Annotated in this window: 15 protein-coding genes and 1 pseudogene; 12 read left to right on the top strand and 4 right to left on the bottom strand. The window is 65.2% G+C overall.

From position 1 onward, the window contains the following. Window positions 1–4: 4 nt before the first annotated feature. Window positions 5–811 (top strand): SDR family oxidoreductase, encoded by an 807-nt coding sequence (locus A5706_RS31655; RefSeq protein WP_068140583.1) that lies wholly within the window; start codon window positions 5–7, stop codon window positions 809–811. 4 nt (window positions 812–815) lie between these two features. Here A5706_RS31655 and A5706_RS31650 read toward each other — a convergent pair whose 3' ends face one another. Further along, on the bottom strand, window positions 816–3,263 hold the full coding sequence (locus tag A5706_RS31650; RefSeq protein ID WP_068140578.1) for a glycogen/starch/alpha-glucan phosphorylase: 2,448 nt from the start codon (window positions 3,261–3,263) through the stop codon (window positions 816–818). A gap of 216 nt (window positions 3,264–3,479) precedes the next feature. Then, a complete protein-coding gene (locus A5706_RS31645) occupies window positions 3,480–4,085 on the bottom strand; it encodes a hypothetical protein (protein WP_068140575.1) in 606 nt (201 codons plus the stop codon). Window positions 4,086–4,115: 30 nt separating this feature from the next. On the opposite strand from A5706_RS31645, the gene A5706_RS31640 reads away from it, so the two are divergent. Together A5706_RS31640 and A5706_RS32745 are read left to right on the top strand one after the other, a co-directional pair. Then, window positions 4,116–5,579 (top strand): MFS transporter, encoded by a 1,464-nt coding sequence (locus tag A5706_RS31640; protein WP_068140569.1) that lies wholly within the window; start codon window positions 4,116–4,118, stop codon window positions 5,577–5,579. A gap of 77 nt (window positions 5,580–5,656) precedes the next feature. Further along, the gene (locus A5706_RS32745) at window positions 5,657–6,022 is read left to right on the top strand and encodes a DUF732 domain-containing protein (RefSeq protein WP_082964774.1); all 366 of its coding nucleotides are present in this window, start codon (window positions 5,657–5,659) and stop codon (window positions 6,020–6,022) included. Window positions 6,023–6,026: 4 nt separating this feature from the next. Here A5706_RS32745 and A5706_RS31635 read toward each other — a convergent pair. Further along, window positions 6,027–6,476, bottom strand: a pseudogene (locus A5706_RS31635) (RidA family protein); the annotation flags it as partial. 155 nt (window positions 6,477–6,631) lie between these two features. Further along, window positions 6,632–7,132 (bottom strand): CAP domain-containing protein, encoded by a 501-nt coding sequence (locus A5706_RS31630; protein ID WP_068140567.1) that lies wholly within the window; start codon window positions 7,130–7,132, stop codon window positions 6,632–6,634. 156 nt (window positions 7,133–7,288) lie between these two features. On the opposite strand from A5706_RS31630, the gene A5706_RS31625 reads away from it, so the two are divergent. The 9 genes from A5706_RS31625 to A5706_RS31585 all read left to right on the top strand — a co-directional run bounded on the left by A5706_RS31625 (window position 7,289) and on the right by A5706_RS31585 (window position 16,309). After that, window positions 7,289–7,990, top strand: a complete 702-nt coding sequence (locus A5706_RS31625) for a hypothetical protein (protein ID WP_068140563.1) — start codon at window positions 7,289–7,291, stop codon at window positions 7,988–7,990. Then, window positions 7,987–8,661, top strand: a complete 675-nt coding sequence (locus tag A5706_RS31620; protein ID WP_068140562.1) for a hypothetical protein — start codon at window positions 7,987–7,989, stop codon at window positions 8,659–8,661. Before A5706_RS31625 ends, A5706_RS31620 begins: the two co-directional genes overlap by 4 nt. 217 nt (window positions 8,662–8,878) lie before the next feature. After that, the gene (locus A5706_RS31615; protein ID WP_068140560.1) at window positions 8,879–10,210 is read left to right on the top strand and encodes a Rieske 2Fe-2S domain-containing protein; all 1,332 of its coding nucleotides are present in this window, start codon (window positions 8,879–8,881) and stop codon (window positions 10,208–10,210) included. Window positions 10,211–10,222: 12 nt separating this feature from the next. Continuing rightward, window positions 10,223–10,717 carry an aromatic-ring-hydroxylating dioxygenase subunit beta gene (locus A5706_RS31610; protein ID WP_231985488.1) on the top strand — a complete coding sequence of 165 codons (495 nt, stop codon included), beginning with the start codon at window positions 10,223–10,225 and terminating at the stop codon, window positions 10,715–10,717. 65 nt (window positions 10,718–10,782) lie between these two features. After that, on the top strand, window positions 10,783–11,694 hold the full coding sequence (locus A5706_RS31605) for an alpha/beta fold hydrolase (protein WP_068140726.1): 912 nt from the start codon (window positions 10,783–10,785) through the stop codon (window positions 11,692–11,694). A 212-nt stretch (window positions 11,695–11,906) separates the two neighbouring features. Continuing rightward, window positions 11,907–12,929 (top strand): LLM class flavin-dependent oxidoreductase, encoded by a 1,023-nt coding sequence (locus tag A5706_RS31600; RefSeq protein WP_068140724.1) that lies wholly within the window; start codon window positions 11,907–11,909, stop codon window positions 12,927–12,929. Beyond that, entirely contained in the window at window positions 12,919–14,082 is a 1,164-nt protein-coding gene (locus tag A5706_RS31595; RefSeq protein ID WP_156767439.1) for a Xaa-Pro peptidase family protein, read from the top strand. The genes A5706_RS31600 and A5706_RS31595 overlap by 11 nt, the downstream gene beginning before the upstream one ends. After that, on the top strand, window positions 14,079–15,329 hold the full coding sequence (locus tag A5706_RS31590; RefSeq protein ID WP_082964769.1) for a pyridoxal-phosphate dependent enzyme: 1,251 nt from the start codon (window positions 14,079–14,081) through the stop codon (window positions 15,327–15,329). The genes A5706_RS31595 and A5706_RS31590 overlap by 4 nt, the downstream gene beginning before the upstream one ends. A gap of 2 nt (window positions 15,330–15,331) precedes the next feature. Continuing rightward, on the top strand, window positions 15,332–16,309 hold the full coding sequence (locus tag A5706_RS31585) for an LLM class flavin-dependent oxidoreductase (protein WP_068140549.1): 978 nt from the start codon (window positions 15,332–15,334) through the stop codon (window positions 16,307–16,309). Window positions 16,310–16,389 lie beyond the last annotated feature (80 nt).

The raw sequence follows: 16,389 nt of genomic DNA, 5'->3' as shown, positions 1-16,389 counted from the left end.
TGCCATGACCAACAGCCGCAGCCCTTTTCGGGCCGACCTTCTGCAAGGCAAGGTCGCCTTGGTCACCGGCGGTGCCACGGGGCTCGGTCTTGAGGTCGCCCGGGTGCTGGGCAACCACGGCGCCCGCGTCGCGATCTGCAGCCGCAAGGAACCGAATCTCCAAGCGGCCGTTGAAGCATTGCGCCAGGAGGGAATTGACGCGACATACGGCGTCTGTGACGTCCGCCGCGACGACGAGGTGACGGCCGTCGTCGAGGAGGTGCTGCGAAAGTTCGGCCGACTCGACATCGTCGTCAACAATGCCGCCGGAAACTTCCCCGTGCCGATAAGCGGCCTCAGCCCAAAGGGATTCAAGGCCGTCGTCGACATCGACCTACTGGGCACCTTCAACGTGTCGAAGGCGGCATACGACCTCTGGCTGCGCGAACACGGCGGCGCGGTGGTGAACATCAGCGCCGCGATCCAGTACCGCGGCATGGCCCTTCAGGCGCACGTCGTTTCGGCCAAGGCCGGCGTCGACGCGCTGAGCCGCGCCTGTGCGATCGAATGGGGACCCGACGGGGTCCGGGTGAATGTCGTTGCCCCGGGTGCGATGTCGGGCACCGAGGGCGTGAAGCGAATCACCGGCGATGCCCAGCACCGAACCACCCAGAACCCTCTGCGGCGTCCCGGTTCCACCACCGAGGTCGCCGAAGCCGTGCTGTTTTTGGCCAGCGACGCGGCGTCCTACGTGACTGGAGCCGTCCTTGTCGTCGACGGCGGCGGTTGGCTGACCGCCAGTGGCGTGCCGGATCTGCCGGGCTACCGCTGACCGCTCACATCTTCACGGTCAGCGGCCACACGTTCCAGATCTCGTCGCAGTACTCCGAGATGGCGCGGTCCGACGAGAATTTGCCGCTTCGGGCGGTATTGAGGATGGACATCTTCGTCCACGCCTCGGTGTCCCGCCAGGCCTCGCTGACCTGCTCCTGGCACTCGAGGTAGGACCTGAAGTCGGCGCACACCAGGAAAGGGTCGTTGTGGCGCAGGTTGTCCACCAGCGGGCGGAACACCTCGGTGTCCCCGTGCGAAAAGGTCCCGTTCGCAATCAGATCCAGCACGGCGCGCAACTCGTCATTTCCAGCTTGGGGGCCATCGATGTAATCGGACGGGCGGTACCCGTTCGCCTTGACGGCCTCGACCTCCTGCTCGGTCAGGCCGAACAGGAAGAAGTTCTCCGGCCCGACCTCATCGCGCATCTCAACGTTGGCCCCGTCGAGCGTGCCGATGGTCAGGGCGCCGTTGATCATGAACTTCATGTTCCCGGTGCCCGAGGCCTCCTTGCCCGCGGTTGAGATCTGCTCCGACAGGTCGGCGGCGGGGTAGATCATGTGCGCGTTCTGCACGTTGAAGTTCGGCACGAACGCCACCCGCAGGAAGCGGTTCACGGCCGGGTCCGCGTTGACCGTCTCACCGACGGCGTTGATCAGCTTGATGATCCGCTTGGCCATGAAGTAGCCCGGGGCGGCCTTGCCGCCGAAGATGAACGCTCGCTGCGGAATTGACAGCCCGGGGTCCTGCTTGAGCCGGTGATACAACGCGACGATGTGCAGGACGTTGAGGTGCTGGCGCTTGTACTCGTGGATGCGCTTGACCTGCACGTCGAACATCCAGTCCGGGTTCAGCTCGACGCCCGCGACCGACCGGACGTACTTGGCCAGGCGCGCCTTGTTGTTGCGCTTGATGTCGTGCCATTCCCGGCGGAAGGCCGCGTCGTCGACGAACGGCTCCAGCCCGCGCAGACGGCTCAGGTCGGTCAGCCAGCCGTCGCCGACGGTGCGGTCCAGCAGTTCGCGCAACCCGGGGTTGGCCAGGGCGAGGAAGCGTCGCGGCGTCACGCCGTTGGTCTTGTTGCTGAACCGCTCCGGCCACAGCTCGTAGAAGTCTTTGAGCACACTGCTTTTCAGCAGTTCGGAGTGCAGCGCGGCGACTCCGTTGATGGCGTGGCTGCCGACGGTGGCGAGGTGCGCCATCCGGACGCTCTTGCCGCCATCCTCGCCGATCAGCGACATCCGGCGCAATCGGTCCTCGTCGCCGGGGAACTTCGCGCGGACCTCGTCGAGGAACCGGCGGTTGATTTCGTAGATGATCTCGATGTGGCGCGGCAGCGCCTCGGAGAACATGTCCAGCGGCCAGGTCTCCAGCGCCTCGGGCAACAGGGTGTGGTTGGTGTAGCCGAATGTCGCGACGGTGATTTCCCACGCCTCGTCCCAGTCCAGCTCGCGCTCGTCGACCAGCAACCGCATCAGCTCGGCGACCCCGATGGAGGGGTGAGTGTCGTTGAGCTGCACGGCGAATCGCTGCGGGAGTTCCCGCACACCGGCGTCGGCGAGGTCGTCCATGATGTGCAGCACGTGCTGCAGCGAGCAGGACACGAAGAAGTACTGCTGCAGCAGCCGCAGCTGTTTGCCGGCCTCCGGCTCGTCGTTGGGGTACAGCACCTTGGTGACGGTTTCGGACATCACCTCGTCCTCGACCGCCCCGTAGTAATCGCCGGTGTTGAAGGCCTCCAACGCGAACGACTTCACGGCCCGCGCGCTCCACAGCGTCAGGACGTTGCAGGTGTTGACGCCGTAACCCTGGATGGGCGTGTCGTACGCGACGCCCTTGAGAACGCGCCCGGGCACCCACCGGACGCGGTCGTGGCCGGTGTCGTCGGTGTAGTGCGCGGCGTAGCCGCCCCACTTGACCAGGTAGTTGACGTCGGGTTTCGGGATCTCCCAAGGGTTTCCGTGGTCCAGCCAGTTGTCGGTCTGCTCGACCTGCCAGCCGTCGCGGATCTCCTGGTCGAAGATGCCGAATTCGTAGCGGATGCCGTAGCCGATCGCCGGCCGCTCGAGCGTGGCCAGCGAGTCGAGGTAGCACGCCGCGAGGCGGCCGAGGCCACCGTTGCCCAGTCCCGGTTCCTCCTCGCAAGCCAGGACCGTCTCGAGATTCTGTCCCATCGCCGCGAGCGCCGTCTTGGCCGCCAGCTCCATGTTCAGGTTCAGCAGGTTGTTGCCCAGCTGCGGACCCATCAAGAATTCGGCCGACAAGTAGCAGGTCACCTTGCGGCCGAGGTCCAGCGAGGTCTGCGTCGAGGCCACCCGGCGGTCCTGCATGCGGTCGCGCACTGCGAGGGCCAGCGCCCGGTAGTAGTGCTCGGGCCGCAGCGCGGCGGCCGGGCGACCGATCGAATAGCGCAGGTGGTCGGTGATCGCCCGCTGCAGCGCAGCCGCGCTCATCCCGGTACGGGAGTGCTCGGCCAGATCGGCCCGCGTGGGGCTGGGGGAAATTCCGTCAGAGGGCGTCTGCTCGACATCGGTCATCGTGGGTGGTCCTACTCCCTAGGGGTGGGCGGCAGGTCGTCAGTGTGGCAGCGATTTTTGCACATCAGGAGCGCAATTGCCGTCCGCGAAGTGAACGCCGGGCCACGCCCCGGCGACGAAACGGGGAGGCGGTCAGGCGATGTATCCGCGTGGCAGTACGGCGAAGTCGACGCACGCGGCGGCCAGCATGTCGCCGAGCACGGGGTGAACCGGGGCGCGGAGTGTGAGCATCGCACCGGCCGAGGGCGCTTTGAGCGTGGCAATGTTCGTGTTGGCCAGCAGTTGGACGGCCTCGAATTCGATGTCGCGCCAACCGGTGTGGACGGTCATGAGGGTGAGGACGCCCAATTGGTCGCCGGTGGGGGACAGGATCGCGTGATGCCAGGCGCTGTCGGCCTTGGCCCCCGAGTGCGGGCGAATCGATGCCAGGACGGTGCCGCCGCCGTCCTCCAACCGCGCCGCGCCGTCGGACGGGACGATCTTTCCCACCGGTGTGCCCTGGTTCGTGACGGTAGTCGTTGCGGCCACCGACAGCCTGAGTTCCTCGCCGGCCGGGCCGGAGAGGGTGTAGTCGCTCTTGCCGCCGTTCTTGAATCCGAGCAGGACGCCGACGCCGCCCTTCTGCCGAGCGCGCGCCACTTCGGCGCCGTCGGGCGTGGTGAGCTCGATGCGCAACGCGTTCGACGTCGCCCGAGACACTTTCGCGGCGACGGCCGTCGCGTTTCCTAGGATCGGCATGCGGGAGATCGTAGGCCAGAATCCTCAATCATGGACCAATTGCCGTTGGCCTCGGCCGGTGCGCGCTGGCTGATCGCCGCGGCCGTCCTTGGCTCGGGCATCGCGCTGCTGGACGGCACCGTCGTCAACGTGGCGCTGCCGGCCATCGGGCGCGACCTGGGCGGGGGTTTGACCGGCCAACAGTGGGTCCTCGACGGCTACCTGCTGACGCTGAGTGCGCTGCTGCTCACCGGAGGCGCCGCGGGCGACCGCTATGGGCGCCGACGGGTTTTCGTCGCCGGGCTGGTCGTCTTCACCGCGGCCTCCGTCGGCTGCGGTCTTTCGCCGACGGTCGGATGGCTGGTCGGAGCCCGGCTGGTGCAGGGTATTGGCGCGGCGGCGCTGGTTCCGGGCAGCCTCGCGTTGATCGACGCCGGGATCGTCGATGCCGACCGGGGCCGGGCCGTCGGGATCTGGGCGGGCATGTCCGGGGTGACGACGGCGCTGGGGCCGTTCATCGGCGGCTGGCTGGTCGATGCGGCGTCGTGGCGCTGGGTGTTCTTCTTGAACCTTCCGCTTGCCGCGGCGGTGCTGTGGATCGCCATCCGGCGCATCCCCGAATCGCGCGATCCCACCGCGCGGGGCGGTCCGGACGTCCTGGGGACCGCCGCCGTCACCGTCGGGCTGTCCGGGTTGATCTACGCGCTCATCGAGGCGCCTTTGCGCGGTTGGACATTCGTCACGGCGACCGCCGCTGTCGCCGGAACGGCTGCGCTGCTTGCCTTTCCGGCGATCGAACGACGCGCGCAATCGCCGCTGCTGCCGTTGCAGCTGTTGCGATCCCGGCAATTCACCGGCGCCAACCTGACGACCTTGGCCGTCTACACCGCCGTCGGCGGCGCGCTGTTCCTGTTGGCCCTGCAGCTGCAACAAAGCCTGCACTACTCCGCGCTCGCGGCGGGGTTGGCGATGCTGCCGATGACGATCATCATGCTGATCGGCTCGCCGTGGGCCGGGGCGCTCGGGCAGCGGGCGGGGCCGCGGCTGCCGATGACGGTCGGGCCGCTGATCGCCGCGGCGGGCCTGGCGTTGATGGCGCGGATCGCGCCCGGGGCGACCTATTTCGGCGCCGTGCTGCCCGCCGTCGTCGTATTCGGCGTCGGGCTGGCGATCACCGTGGCGCCGTTGACCGCGGCCGTCCTGTCCGCCGTCCCCGACGGCTACGCGGGCACCGCCTCCGGCGTCAACAACGCCGTCGCGCGCCTCGCCGGGTTGCTTGCGGTCGCCGTGCTGCCCGTTGCGGCCGGCATCACCGCCGGCCCGGGGGAGCCGCTCGGTCCCGGCTTCTCGGTGGCGATGATCATCACCGCCGCCGCATGCGTGGTCGGCGCGATCATTGCGGCCCTGACCGTCCGCACCGGCGGGGACTACGCCCGTCAGATGCTGCCGGGAATCAACCACGCGTGCCAGGACCCGTGCACTCGGGTGCCAGGACGCGACCGGGACGCCCTCTAGTGGCAATGACGGACGGTGTTCCGCATCGCGAACCTGTCAGCGGCATTCCACCGATTTCTCTGCATATGCTCCCGCCCATGAAGCATCGCGAGTCGCTGGCGGCCGTGATGGTTGCCGCCGCTGCCGTCGGCGGAGCGGCAACCCCACCACCACGAGCGCACGCCGCTCCGGCGCCCGAGGTGGAGTACATGTACGACGTGGCCGTGCGCCGGCATTACAACTTTCCCAACAACGACGCGGTCGGCTACGGCTACGGGATCTGTGACAAGGTACGGCGTGGCGACGGCTACGGCCAAGTAATGGGCGACGTCAAGAGTAGCGTGACTCCCAATGACGAATTCGCGGCCAATTACCTGGTCTCTTATGCGGTTAACCTCCTATGCCCCGAGTTGATTTGGCAACTGCGAAACTCAGCGGCCGGCTATCGGCCACCTCCGCCGTAGCGTGCACCTCGGCAATGATTTCCACCTCGACTGGGGCGTTCAGTGGCAGGGCGGCGACCCCGATTGCCGAGCGGGCATGTGTTCCGGCGTCGCCGAACACTTCGCCGAGCAGCTCCGAGGCGCCGTCGATGACCTTTGGTTGCCCGGTGAAACCGGGCGCGGACGCGACGTATCCAACCACTTTGACAATGCGGCGAACAGAGTCGATTCCGACGACGGAGTCCACGGCCGCCAACGCGTTCAATGCGCACAGCCGCGCCAGTGCCTTGCCGTCTTGTTCGCTGACATCGGTTCCCACTTGGCCGGATAGCGCCAATGTGCCGGACTCCAGCGGGAGTTGGCCGGCGGTGAAGACCAGTTGTCCGCTGCGCACCGCCGGCACATAGGCGGCCAGCGGCTTGGCGAGTTGGGGAAGCACGATTCCGAGTTCGCTAAGGCGCGCCGAGACGCTCACTTGAGCGTCTCGCGGATTACGGCTGCATGGCGTGGCAGCGACGGGTTGGTCATAGCCTTACGCTAACCAGCGCCAAATCGTCGGTGAGATCGTCGGCTTAGCATGCGGAACGCGGGTTCGATCATCGGCACCAGGGCCCAGGGTCAGGGATCCGGTCATGCGGGATGCCCGTAAACCGCGACGACGACGCTGCGGCTGAGGCTGTTCTCCGACCAGACGCCCATCTGGGTGTACTGGCAATCCTGCATGATCGCGAGATCCTGCGGGTTGTAGTACCACTGGTTGAGAATGTCGATGTTGTTGATGGCCAGGCTCGGGTTGATCGCCACCGTCTCGGCTACGTTTCCGTGGAATCCGGCTGCGAGCGCACGCGATTGAGGAGTGGAGCCGTCGGATCCGATGTCGCCGTCCAGGGTCGGGTTGTTCAATACGTCGAGGGTGTGCCACTGCGCGGCCAGCCGCAGGGGCGGGAAGACCGCCACGTTGTTGGTGCATCCGGCCTGGTGCTGGATCGTGTATACGTTGGCGACGACGCCGTTGTTGAGTCGGGCGTTGTCGGCGTGTGCTAGCGGTGCGGCCGCCAGGTGAGCCGCGGCTGGTATGGCGGCGCCGGCCAGTACGACCGCGGATCGGATGAAAATGGTCGCTGGACCCATGGCTGTTCCTCCTTGGCTACATCTGGCGCTAAACACATTGATTGCCCGAATGGCGGGACGAAAGATCGGGGCCCAATCTGCGGAACCGCGCTGGATCCGGGCGGGCGGGCGAGGCGAGAATTGCCCCTTACCTTGAGGGCGCCCTAGGAGGAACACGTGGCTGACGATCGTGATGCCGCCGACGCCGAATGGGCCGTGCCGCCGCCCGAGGAATCACAAGCCCAGGCCATTGACCCACAAGATGGTCAGACCGCGGCCGACCCGGAAGCTGTCGATGACAAACCTGGTTCGCCGTCGGGCGAGGAGTCGCAAGCCCAGCTCAGCGACTCACCCGATGAGTGCACAGTCGATGACGGCGATACCGCCAGGTCCGCGCGCTCGGGTGTACGGCTTGCCGTGGTGTTCGGGTTGGTAAGCGTGGTTGCGTTGAGCGGTGCTGGAGGTTGGCTGGGCTGGCGGGCTTACCACGCACAGCAGGCGCAGGTGCAACGCAACGTGTTCTTGCAGACCGGACGCCAGGCTGCGCTGAATCTGACCACAATCGATTACAACCAGGCAGAGGCGGACGTGCAGCGAATCCTCGATTCTGCGACCGGCGCGTTTTATGACGACTTCCAGCGCCGCTCGCCCGCGTTCGTCAACGTCGTGCAGCAGGCCCGGTCGAAATCCGAGGGCACCATCACCGCGGCGGCACTCGAATCCGACCAAGGAGACCAGGCTCAAGTGCTGGTGGCGGTCACGGTTAAGTCCTCCAATGCCGCCGCGGCCGACCAACCACCACGGGCATGGCGGATGCGTATTCAGGTCCAGCGGGTCGGTGAGGGCGCCAAGGTCTCGAATGTGGAGTTCGTGCCATGACAACCGAAACCGTCGACGTCACAGAATCGGCGCCAAAGGGCACCGAAGCCACCGATCGCGACACCTCAGATCGCAACGAGATCGCCGGTACAGCCGATGTAGCAGCATTCGATGGTGGCACCGGTGAGCGCGAAACCTCCGACACGCCAGAAGGTGACGCTCGTTCTGATGCGAACCGCAAGCGTCGCATCCGTTGGGTCCGCGTGCTGGCATACGGACTGCTGCCCGCACTGAGCCTCATCCTGGCGACAGGTGTGGGCTACGCGAAGTGGTTAGAGTCCTCGAACCGTCAGTCTCGTTTGGCGGCAACGGAATCCGTGAGCACCGCGACTGACGACATGGTGGCGTTGTTGTCGTATAAACCGGACACGGTCGATAAAGACTTGGGGGCCGCACGAGACCGGCTGACCGGGGATTTCCGCAATTCCTATACCGGGCTGATTCACGATGTCGTCATTCCTGGAGCCAAGCAAAAGCAGATCTCGGCGCTGGCCAATGTTCCTGCAGCGGCTTCGATTTCGGCAAGCCCCTCCCACGCTGTGGTGTTGGTGTTTGTCAACCAGACAGTGACCGTGGGCAATGACCCACCCACCAACACCGCGTCGAGCGTGCGGGTGACTCTGGACAAGATCGGCGGTCGGTGGCTGATTTCTCAATTTGAACCGGTGTGATGCCGGCCCCCTGGCCCGCGGGCGGCTGAGCTGATGGCGGTGCAAGGCGTTTGAGTGCCTTAGCGGCCCGTGGCGGTCTGCGCCGAATATCGGGCATTCGATGTGGCCAGACGGGATTCTTCCGAGATGCGGAACCATACTGGATGTTTGGGAGGCAGCACTGTTTGGCTGGAAGCCGCACGGCGCTCGCGATGTCGATTGGAGGTGGAGTGTGACAGTGGATCTCGATGCAATTGCCGGCGATGTCGAGCGCGGTCGCGTGGATCCGCGGATTTTCTTCGACGAAGGTATCTACCGCCAAGAACTCGAACGCGTCTTTCGGCGCTCGTGGCTGTACGTCGGACACGTATCCCAGGTACCAAACCCCGGCGACTTCCTGGCCAATCAAATGGGCGAAGACCCGGTGATCCTCGTCCGGGATCGCAAGGGTGCGTTGCGGGTCCATCTCAACAGGTGCCGCCACCGCGGCAATCTGGTGTGCCCGTTCGACCGCGGCAAGGCGAGTGTTTTCACCTGCAGCTACCACGGCTGGACCTACGGTAACGATGGAAGCCTCAAAGACGCCCCGTTCTACGAAGTCAGCTATGAGGGAGTGCTCGACAAGGACAAGTGGGGTTTGATCTCGGTGCCGCATGTGGCCGAATACGGCGGCCTGATCTTTGCGTCATGGGAGTCGGAGCTGACGCTCGACCAGTACCTCGGTGACATCCGCGAGTATCTCGATTGGGTACTGGTGCGGGGATTCGCCGGCGGCATGGAGGTGTTGCCGGGTGCTCAGCGCCTCGTGTTGTCGGGAAATTGGAAGCTGACCGCAGAAAACCTGGCCGGCGACGTCTACCACCCGTGGAGTTCGCACCTGGGTTCGCTGATGGTCAAAGATCCCGGAGCCGAAGAACCGGGCACATTCAACAACCGGCACATGCGCTTCTATCACGCCAACAGCGGCGCCGACAACGCACCGCCACACGGTCTTATCGGCGCCCAGCTCTACGGCGACGCGAAGAACTACGACCGGCACATCGCCGCCACATTCCTGGACCAAGAGGCCCTCGACTACCTTGATGAGCGCTACCGCAAGCTGGAAGAGGCCAAGCCGGACCCGCGCATCTATCCCGGCAACTTCACGGTCGGAACCATATTTCCGAATATGGGCTTCATTGCGCGCGGCACCGCGGTCAATCAAACGGGGCTCATGCAATTGCACCCGGCCGGGCCGCGCAAAGTCGACTACTGGCAGTGGATCGTCGTCGAAAAGGACGCGCCCGAATCGCTGAAGCGGCGATCCGCCCAGGATCTCATCCGCACCCAATCCCCGTCCGGGATGGTCGAACCCGACGACTATGAGAACTTCACCCGAATGGATCTGGCAGCGGGATCGCCGGAATCGCTGCGCCATCGGCTCAACTACGAGATGGGAATGGGCATCCGGCCGCCGCAGGAGTTCCTCGATACCCATTTTGAGGAACTTCCCGGCCAGACCGCGTTCGGGTACTCGGATTTCAACCAGCTCGCGATCTATCGCTACTGGGCACAGCTGATGAGGAGCTGACTGACTATGTCCATGGCTGTCGAGAGCCTCGTGCGGGAAGTCGAGCAGTTCTTTTTCCATGAGGCGCTGCTCTTGGACGAAGGCCGCTACGAGGAATGGCTGGAATTACTCAGCCACGACATCTGGTATTTCTGTCCGCTCATCGAGTTCGTAGACGGCGTCGAGCCGACTGTGGTTGAGCGTGGCGGACATTACTTGGATGAGAACATGCAGTCGCTGCGTAACCGGTGTCAGTGGCTGATGTCGCCGCACACTCATGTCGAGCGCCCACCCAGTTTGAAGCGCCGACTCATCTCGAACGTTCAGGTTCAGGAGCTCGACGACGGGTTGGCGGCCCAATCGAACTTCATGCTCTGGCAGATCCGGGCCCGAGACAGCCAAGGGGCGCTGTTCGTGGGCCGGCGCGCGGACCGCTTGCGGCGCGACGATGGGCAGTTGAAGCTTTCCGAACGCCGAATCCAGCTCGCCCATCCGGTGCTGCCGCGCGCGCTGTCGGTTTTGTTCTAGCAGGCCATCAGCCCGCTCGCGGGGGCGCAAAAACACATTACGGCAATAAGAAAGTGAGCATCACGATGGCACAGACGCTTTGGCTCGAGCTAGCCGGCGCCGAGGTCCGCTTCTATGACGTCGGCGGGATCCGCACGCGCGTGCTGGAAGCCGGTTCGGGTCCCGCGTTGCTGATGATGCATGGCTCGAGCGGTCACGCCGAAGCCTTTGCCAGGAACGTGGTTCCGCTTTCGGAGCGCTTCCACGTCATCGCTCCGGACTATCTCGGGTCCGGGATGACCGACTACCCGGAGACCATGCCCACGATGCGCGACCGCGTGGACCACATGATCGGGATTCTCGATGCGGCCGGCGTGGACAAGGCATGCGTGCTGGGCGAATCGTTCGGGGCGAGCCACGCCTTGTCGGGCGCTCTGTGGTATCCCGACCGCGTCTCCAGCGTGATCGTGGTCGTGGGCGGCGGCCCATTCATGGTCGATACGACCGAAGAAGACGTCGAACGACTGGCTCGGGGGATGCAGGGTCTGCTCGAAGGCAATGCGCGGATCGTCGAGCAGGGGCCCACGATGGAAGGGGTGCGCGACAGGCTGGCATGGCTGTTCCACGAGCCGGCGAAGTCGCTCACCGACGAGCTTGCCGCCCTTCGCTTTTTGTACTATCAGCGCGACAACATCCGCCGCGCCAACGCCGATCTCGTGGCGGCGTTGCGCAGGGGCGACTCTGTGTCGGTGCCGATGACCCCGGAATCGTTGCGCCAGGTGTCGCAGCCGACGCTTTTCATCTGGACCGACCACAACCCCACGATCCCGACCGCTCAGGCCCGCAAAGCCAGCGAGTACATACCGGATGTGCAGTTCGTGGAAATGGCCAACTGCGGCCATTGGCCCCAATGGGAAGACGCGCCGACGTTCAACAAGATCGTGACGGAGTTCCTGCTGGGCCTGGCGGTCCGCTGCAACGACGAAGCCGCGGTCTGACTGTCGTCGAACCACGGTTCGGCGGGTTCGGGAGTCCTACGTAAAGACGGTGTGCGACAACATTTCCAGCTCATACCGCCCCGTCTGCCGACTGGCGTTCTCACCGGTCGGGCGCATGTTTTGGAGCGGGTTGCCGTTGGCGACTCGTTTCTGAATGCTGGAACGCGGTGTTCGCGTTGGCGCCCTTGTCGGCAAGGCTGTGAAGCGTGTCGATGGCAACTGGGGCGGCGATGAAACTTGGTGTTGCGGTACCGACGTGCACCGAGGGGCTTATGTACCCATCCCCGTTCGCCTCTGTCGCCGAGGCGCTCGAGTCGGCCGTCTTGGCGGAAACCCTCGGCTTCGACTCGATTTGGGGCAATGATCACCTCAACACGCCACGCTATGTGCGCGAAAGGTATTCCACACCACCGACCTTCCTGGACCCGTGGGGTTATCTCGCCCACGTTTCGGCCCGCACGACACGGATCGGGCTGGCTACAGGGGTCACCGTTTTGCCGTTTCGGCATCCCCTGGTTCTCGCTAAACAGGCGACGACGTTGGATCAGATCTCGGGCGGGCGGCTGATTTTGGGTGTCGGCATCGGCGCCTACCGCGAAGAGTTCACGGCGAGATGGTCGGGGCGGGATCTGCACCGTGGACAGTTCGCCCAGGAGGCAATGGAATCTCTGCAGGTTCTGTTCACGCAGGACCGAGCGTCATACAGCGGACAATGGGTCTCGTTCCATGAAGTGGAGAGTTTCCCGAAACCTCTGCAGCGCCGGCTTCCTGTGCTATCGGGAGGCAACTCGCCGGGCAGCCGACGCCGTGCGGCGCTATTTGCGACCGGCTGGATGCCCGGATGTCTGACGCCGGCGGAGGTGAAGGCGGGCCTGGCCGACATAGAGATCTACGCCTCCGGCGCGGGCCGGGTGCTCGATGGCTTCGACGTTGCTCTTCAACTCGGCGTGACGGTGGCCCGGACGAAGGAACAAGCCGTAAAGGTGTTCTTGGAATCCGAATTCAGCGAGCACTTGCGATCCCTGGCGGGCTCGACGCTAGCCGGTCAGCAAGATGACCTGGTCAGCAGAAATCTGGTGGGCACCGCCCAGGATGTGGCCGAACAGATCGACGGGTATCGGCAAGCAGGGGTGACCACCCTGGCCGGCCTGGTGTTCACCGCTTCGTCGGTGGCGCAGATGAACGATGCGATGGCCGAATTCATGACGGAGGTGGCACCCGCCATTGGAAACTGACACCAGTCTGAGAGCGCAGCTCGCCACGCAACGTCGTGCCCGGCTGCAAACGGCGCTGGCCGACGCCGCATTCGATATGCTGCTGCTTACGTCGGCGGAATCGGTCCAATACGCATCGGGGTTCAGAAGTGTTGCGGCCTCGGTGTTTTCGGACGCCATGATCGCCGCTCTTGTCTCACCGACGCAGCTGCTGGTGATTGTGGGAGCTGGCGAGCGCGCCGCAGCCCTGGACAGCGGTCTGACGCCGGACGAGCTTATCAGCTACGGGACATTCTTCTTCGAGGGCCGGCTCACCACGGATATCGAGAATCACGGCGATTTTTCCGGTGCTATCGCGGCGGCGCTTTCGCGGATGACCGGACCGAAATCAGTTCTCGCGCTGGAGTCCTCGGTGCGGGCAACCATCATGGCGGCCGGTTTGACATCGCAATTTGTCGATGCCACGGAATGGTTGATGGGGGTGCGTGCGATCAAGCTTCCCGCCGAGCAGCAGCTGCTGCGGACCGCGGCATCGATCGCCGAGCGGGGCATCGAGGCCGGGATCGCCGCACTCGTGCCGGGCCGCCGGGAGAACGACATCGCCAGCGTAGTCGCCAAGACGATGGCAGCGCACGGGGCAAGCCCACGGTTCGTCGTGGTTACCTCCGGCGAGCGCAGCGCGCTGTCCGACGCGTTCGCCTCGGACCGGGCAATCGGATTCGGCGACCTGGTGCGCTTCGACATCGGTTGTGTGTACGACGGCTACTGGTCGGATATCGCGCGGACGGCTGTCGTCGGCCCACCGAGTCCGAGCCAGAGTTCTCGCTACGCCGCCTTACACGCCGGCGTCTTAGCCGAATTCGAGCAGGCCAAACCCGGCGTGACCGCCGCTGAGCTCTTCGACATCGGGGTCAACACCGTGCGCGCCCATGGGCTGGCCCGATACCGGCGCCACCACGTGGGCCACGCCATCGGGCTTTCCGTCTACGAACGACCGATCGTTGCACCCAACGTCGGGACGGTTCTGCAATCCGGAATGGTGTTCTGCTTGGAAACGCCCTACTACGAATTGGGTTGGGGCGGAATGATGGTCGAAGACACCGGGGTGGTGACCGACAACGGGTTCGAGCTGTTCACCACGTTGGATCGAGAACTCGCCGTGGTGCCACGATGAGTGCCCGCTACCTGGCATATCTGCGCTGCCCGCGATGCGGGCAGGACGCACCAGAGTCACACGCGCCGCTGGGATGCAACCCGTGCGCGGGCTCGGGGGTGGGAGTCAACCTGATACCGGTCTACGACCTGACGCCGCGTCCTCTTCCCTTCGATGCCTCGGCGCCGGGCATCTTCGGGTATCGGGAATTGCTGCCGTTAGCGGATCGGGACGTGCCCGTTAGCCTGGGAGAGGGGCGGACGCCGCTGATTGCGTTGGAGCGCCTGGGGCCACGGCTGGGGTTGAACCGGCTGCTGCTTAAGGACGAATCCCGTAATCCCACTTGGTCATACAAGGACAGGCTCGCTGCTGTCGCGGTCACCAAGGCGGCCGCCTCGGGAGCGCGCACGGTCGTGGTGTCCTCGACCGGCAATCATGGCGCGGCGGTCGCCGCATATGCCGCGGCCGCCGGCATGGACTGCGTGGTGCTCACCTTGTCGAGCGTGCCACCCCAGATGAGCACCTTGATGCAGGCGTACGGGGCCAGCGTGGTGGCTTATGAAAACAGCCAGGACCGATGGTCGGTGATGAGGGCCGCGGTCGACGCCTTCGGATGGGCACCGATATCGGGGCTGCTGAGCCCGCCGATCGGCTCCACCCCGTTCGGCATCGAGGGCTACAAAACCATCGCCTACGAATTGTGGCGCCAGTTGGGCGAGATCCCTGGTGTCGTGGTGGCACCGGTCGCCTACGGCGACGGACTGGCCGGGATCCAGCGGGGGTTCGCCGAGCTTGTTTCTTTTGGCCTGGCCGACCGAATGCCGCGGCTGGTGGCGGTCGACCCGTTCGGCGCGTATGCGCGCGCGCTGTGTTTCCGGGATGGCAAGCTACCCACGGTTGTCACGCGGCCCTCGATGGCATTCTCGGTGGCGACTCCGGTGGCGACCTATCAAGGGTTGGATGCGATACGCGCGACGAACGGGACCGCGGTCGCCGAGGCTTCCGATGCGGCGATCGTCGGCATGCAGCTCGAGCTGGCCTCGACGCAAGGCTTTTACGTCGAAGGGTCATCGGCGCTGACGTTGCTCGCGGCGCACCAGCTGGCCGATCGCGGATGGATCCGCGATGACGACACCGTGGTGGTGCTGTCGACCTCGAGCGGCCTGAAAGACCCCGGCGCCACGGCCAAGCACCTGCCGAATCTCGCGGTTCTCGAACCCTCCCTGGCGGCGTTGCAAGCGGCACTGCCGGCCGGGGTACACCCGTGACGATGCGCGTTGGGCTGCTGATCGCAGGCACTAGGTCGGCCGCGGACGCGGTGGCTGTCGCGCAGGCCGCCGAACACGCGGGGGTGGCGGAAATATGGGTTTCGGAGGACTATTTCGAAAACGGGGCTTTCGTGCTGGCCGCCGCGGTGGCCAGCGTCACGACAAGACCCAATGTTGGTGTGGGCGTCATCAATCCGTGGACCAGACATCCGATGCTGATCGCGATGGAGTTCGCCTCGCTTCGCGAATTGGCGCCGGGCCGCGCGTTGCTGGGGCTGGGTGCGAGCAACCAAGGCTGGATGCAGGATCGCTGTGGCATCCCGTTTCGGGCGCCGGTGTCGGCGCTGCGCGAGGCCACCCAGATCATCCGCGGTGCACTCGACGGCGAGCGGGTCAGGTTCAGCGGTGAGCACTTCACGGTTGACGCCCAGTTGACGCACCCGCAATTGGAGCCTGCGCGAATACACCTTGGGGTCAAGGGCTCTCGGATGATGGCCATGGCTGCCAAACATGCTGACGGTGTGGTGCTGTCGGTGATGACCTCACCCGGCTATGTGCGCTGGGTGCGCGAGAGGGTGGGGCGCGGGATCGATATCTCCGCCTACATCATGGCGGTCAGCGGCGCACACGCCCGTACGGCGGTGCGGCGGCCGCTCGCGCGTTATCTCGGTATCCATGGGGTACATGACATCACCATCCAGGGCGGTCTTGCTGCCGACACCGCACGACTGTTGCAAGAAGCCCGCCGCGCCGGCCGCGAGGCCGAGCAACACGTTACCGACCAGATGATCGACACGTTCGCCGTCGCAGGCGATCTGGGTGCCTGCTTTGCCGGGTTGGGACGTCTGGCGCGGGCCGGCTTGAATTCGGCCATTCTGCTCGACCCAGGAGACGACACGGTGGAGGAGTTGTTAGGCATGGCGAATGCGTATCTGCGGCGCCAATCCATGGCCGCCAACGAGAGGACCGGTGAGGGGTGAGGCTGTCCCTGTCGTTTGCGTGCGATTGGTATGACCGCACTGAGGCCATCAGATCCGGAGAGATTCGACCGGACGGGATC

It is taken from the genome of Mycobacterium sp. E796 (genome assembly GCF_001672815.1).
GTDB lineage: Bacteria > Actinomycetota > Actinomycetes > Mycobacteriales > Mycobacteriaceae > Mycobacterium.
The sequence above is the reverse complement of the archived record's forward strand: the minus strand, read 5'-3'. Positions and strand labels throughout refer to the sequence as shown.

Excerpts from the sequence above, each read along its gene's own strand:
- A5706_RS31640 (WP_068140569.1), top strand. The coding sequence starts at position 4,116 with ATGGACCAATTGCCGTTGGCCTCGGCCGGTGCGCGCTGGCTGATCGCC.
- A5706_RS31605 (WP_068140726.1), top strand. The coding sequence starts at position 10,783 with ATGGCACAGACGCTTTGGCTCGAGCTAGCCGGCGCCGAGGTCCGCTTC.
- A5706_RS31610 (WP_231985488.1), top strand. The coding sequence starts at position 10,223 with ATGGCTGTCGAGAGCCTCGTGCGGGAAGTCGAGCAGTTCTTTTTCCAT.
- A5706_RS31630 (WP_068140567.1), bottom strand. The coding sequence starts at position 7,132 with ATGGGTCCAGCGACCATTTTCATCCGATCCGCGGTCGTACTGGCCGGC.
- A5706_RS31655 (WP_068140583.1), top strand. The coding sequence starts at position 5 with ATGACCAACAGCCGCAGCCCTTTTCGGGCCGACCTTCTGCAAGGCAAG.
- A5706_RS32745 (WP_082964774.1), top strand. The coding sequence starts at position 5,657 with ATGAAGCATCGCGAGTCGCTGGCGGCCGTGATGGTTGCCGCCGCTGCC.
- A5706_RS31585 (WP_068140549.1), top strand. The coding sequence starts at position 15,332 with ATGCGCGTTGGGCTGCTGATCGCAGGCACTAGGTCGGCCGCGGACGCG.
- A5706_RS31650 (WP_068140578.1), bottom strand. The coding sequence starts at position 3,263 with ATGAGCGCGGCTGCGCTGCAGCGGGCGATCACCGACCACCTGCGCTAT.
- A5706_RS31590 (WP_082964769.1), top strand. The coding sequence starts at position 14,079 with ATGAGTGCCCGCTACCTGGCATATCTGCGCTGCCCGCGATGCGGGCAG.
- A5706_RS31620 (WP_068140562.1), top strand. The coding sequence starts at position 7,987 with ATGACAACCGAAACCGTCGACGTCACAGAATCGGCGCCAAAGGGCACC.
- A5706_RS31645 (WP_068140575.1), bottom strand. The coding sequence starts at position 4,085 with ATGCCGATCCTAGGAAACGCGACGGCCGTCGCCGCGAAAGTGTCTCGG.
- A5706_RS31600 (WP_068140724.1), top strand. The coding sequence starts at position 11,907 with ATGGCAACTGGGGCGGCGATGAAACTTGGTGTTGCGGTACCGACGTGC.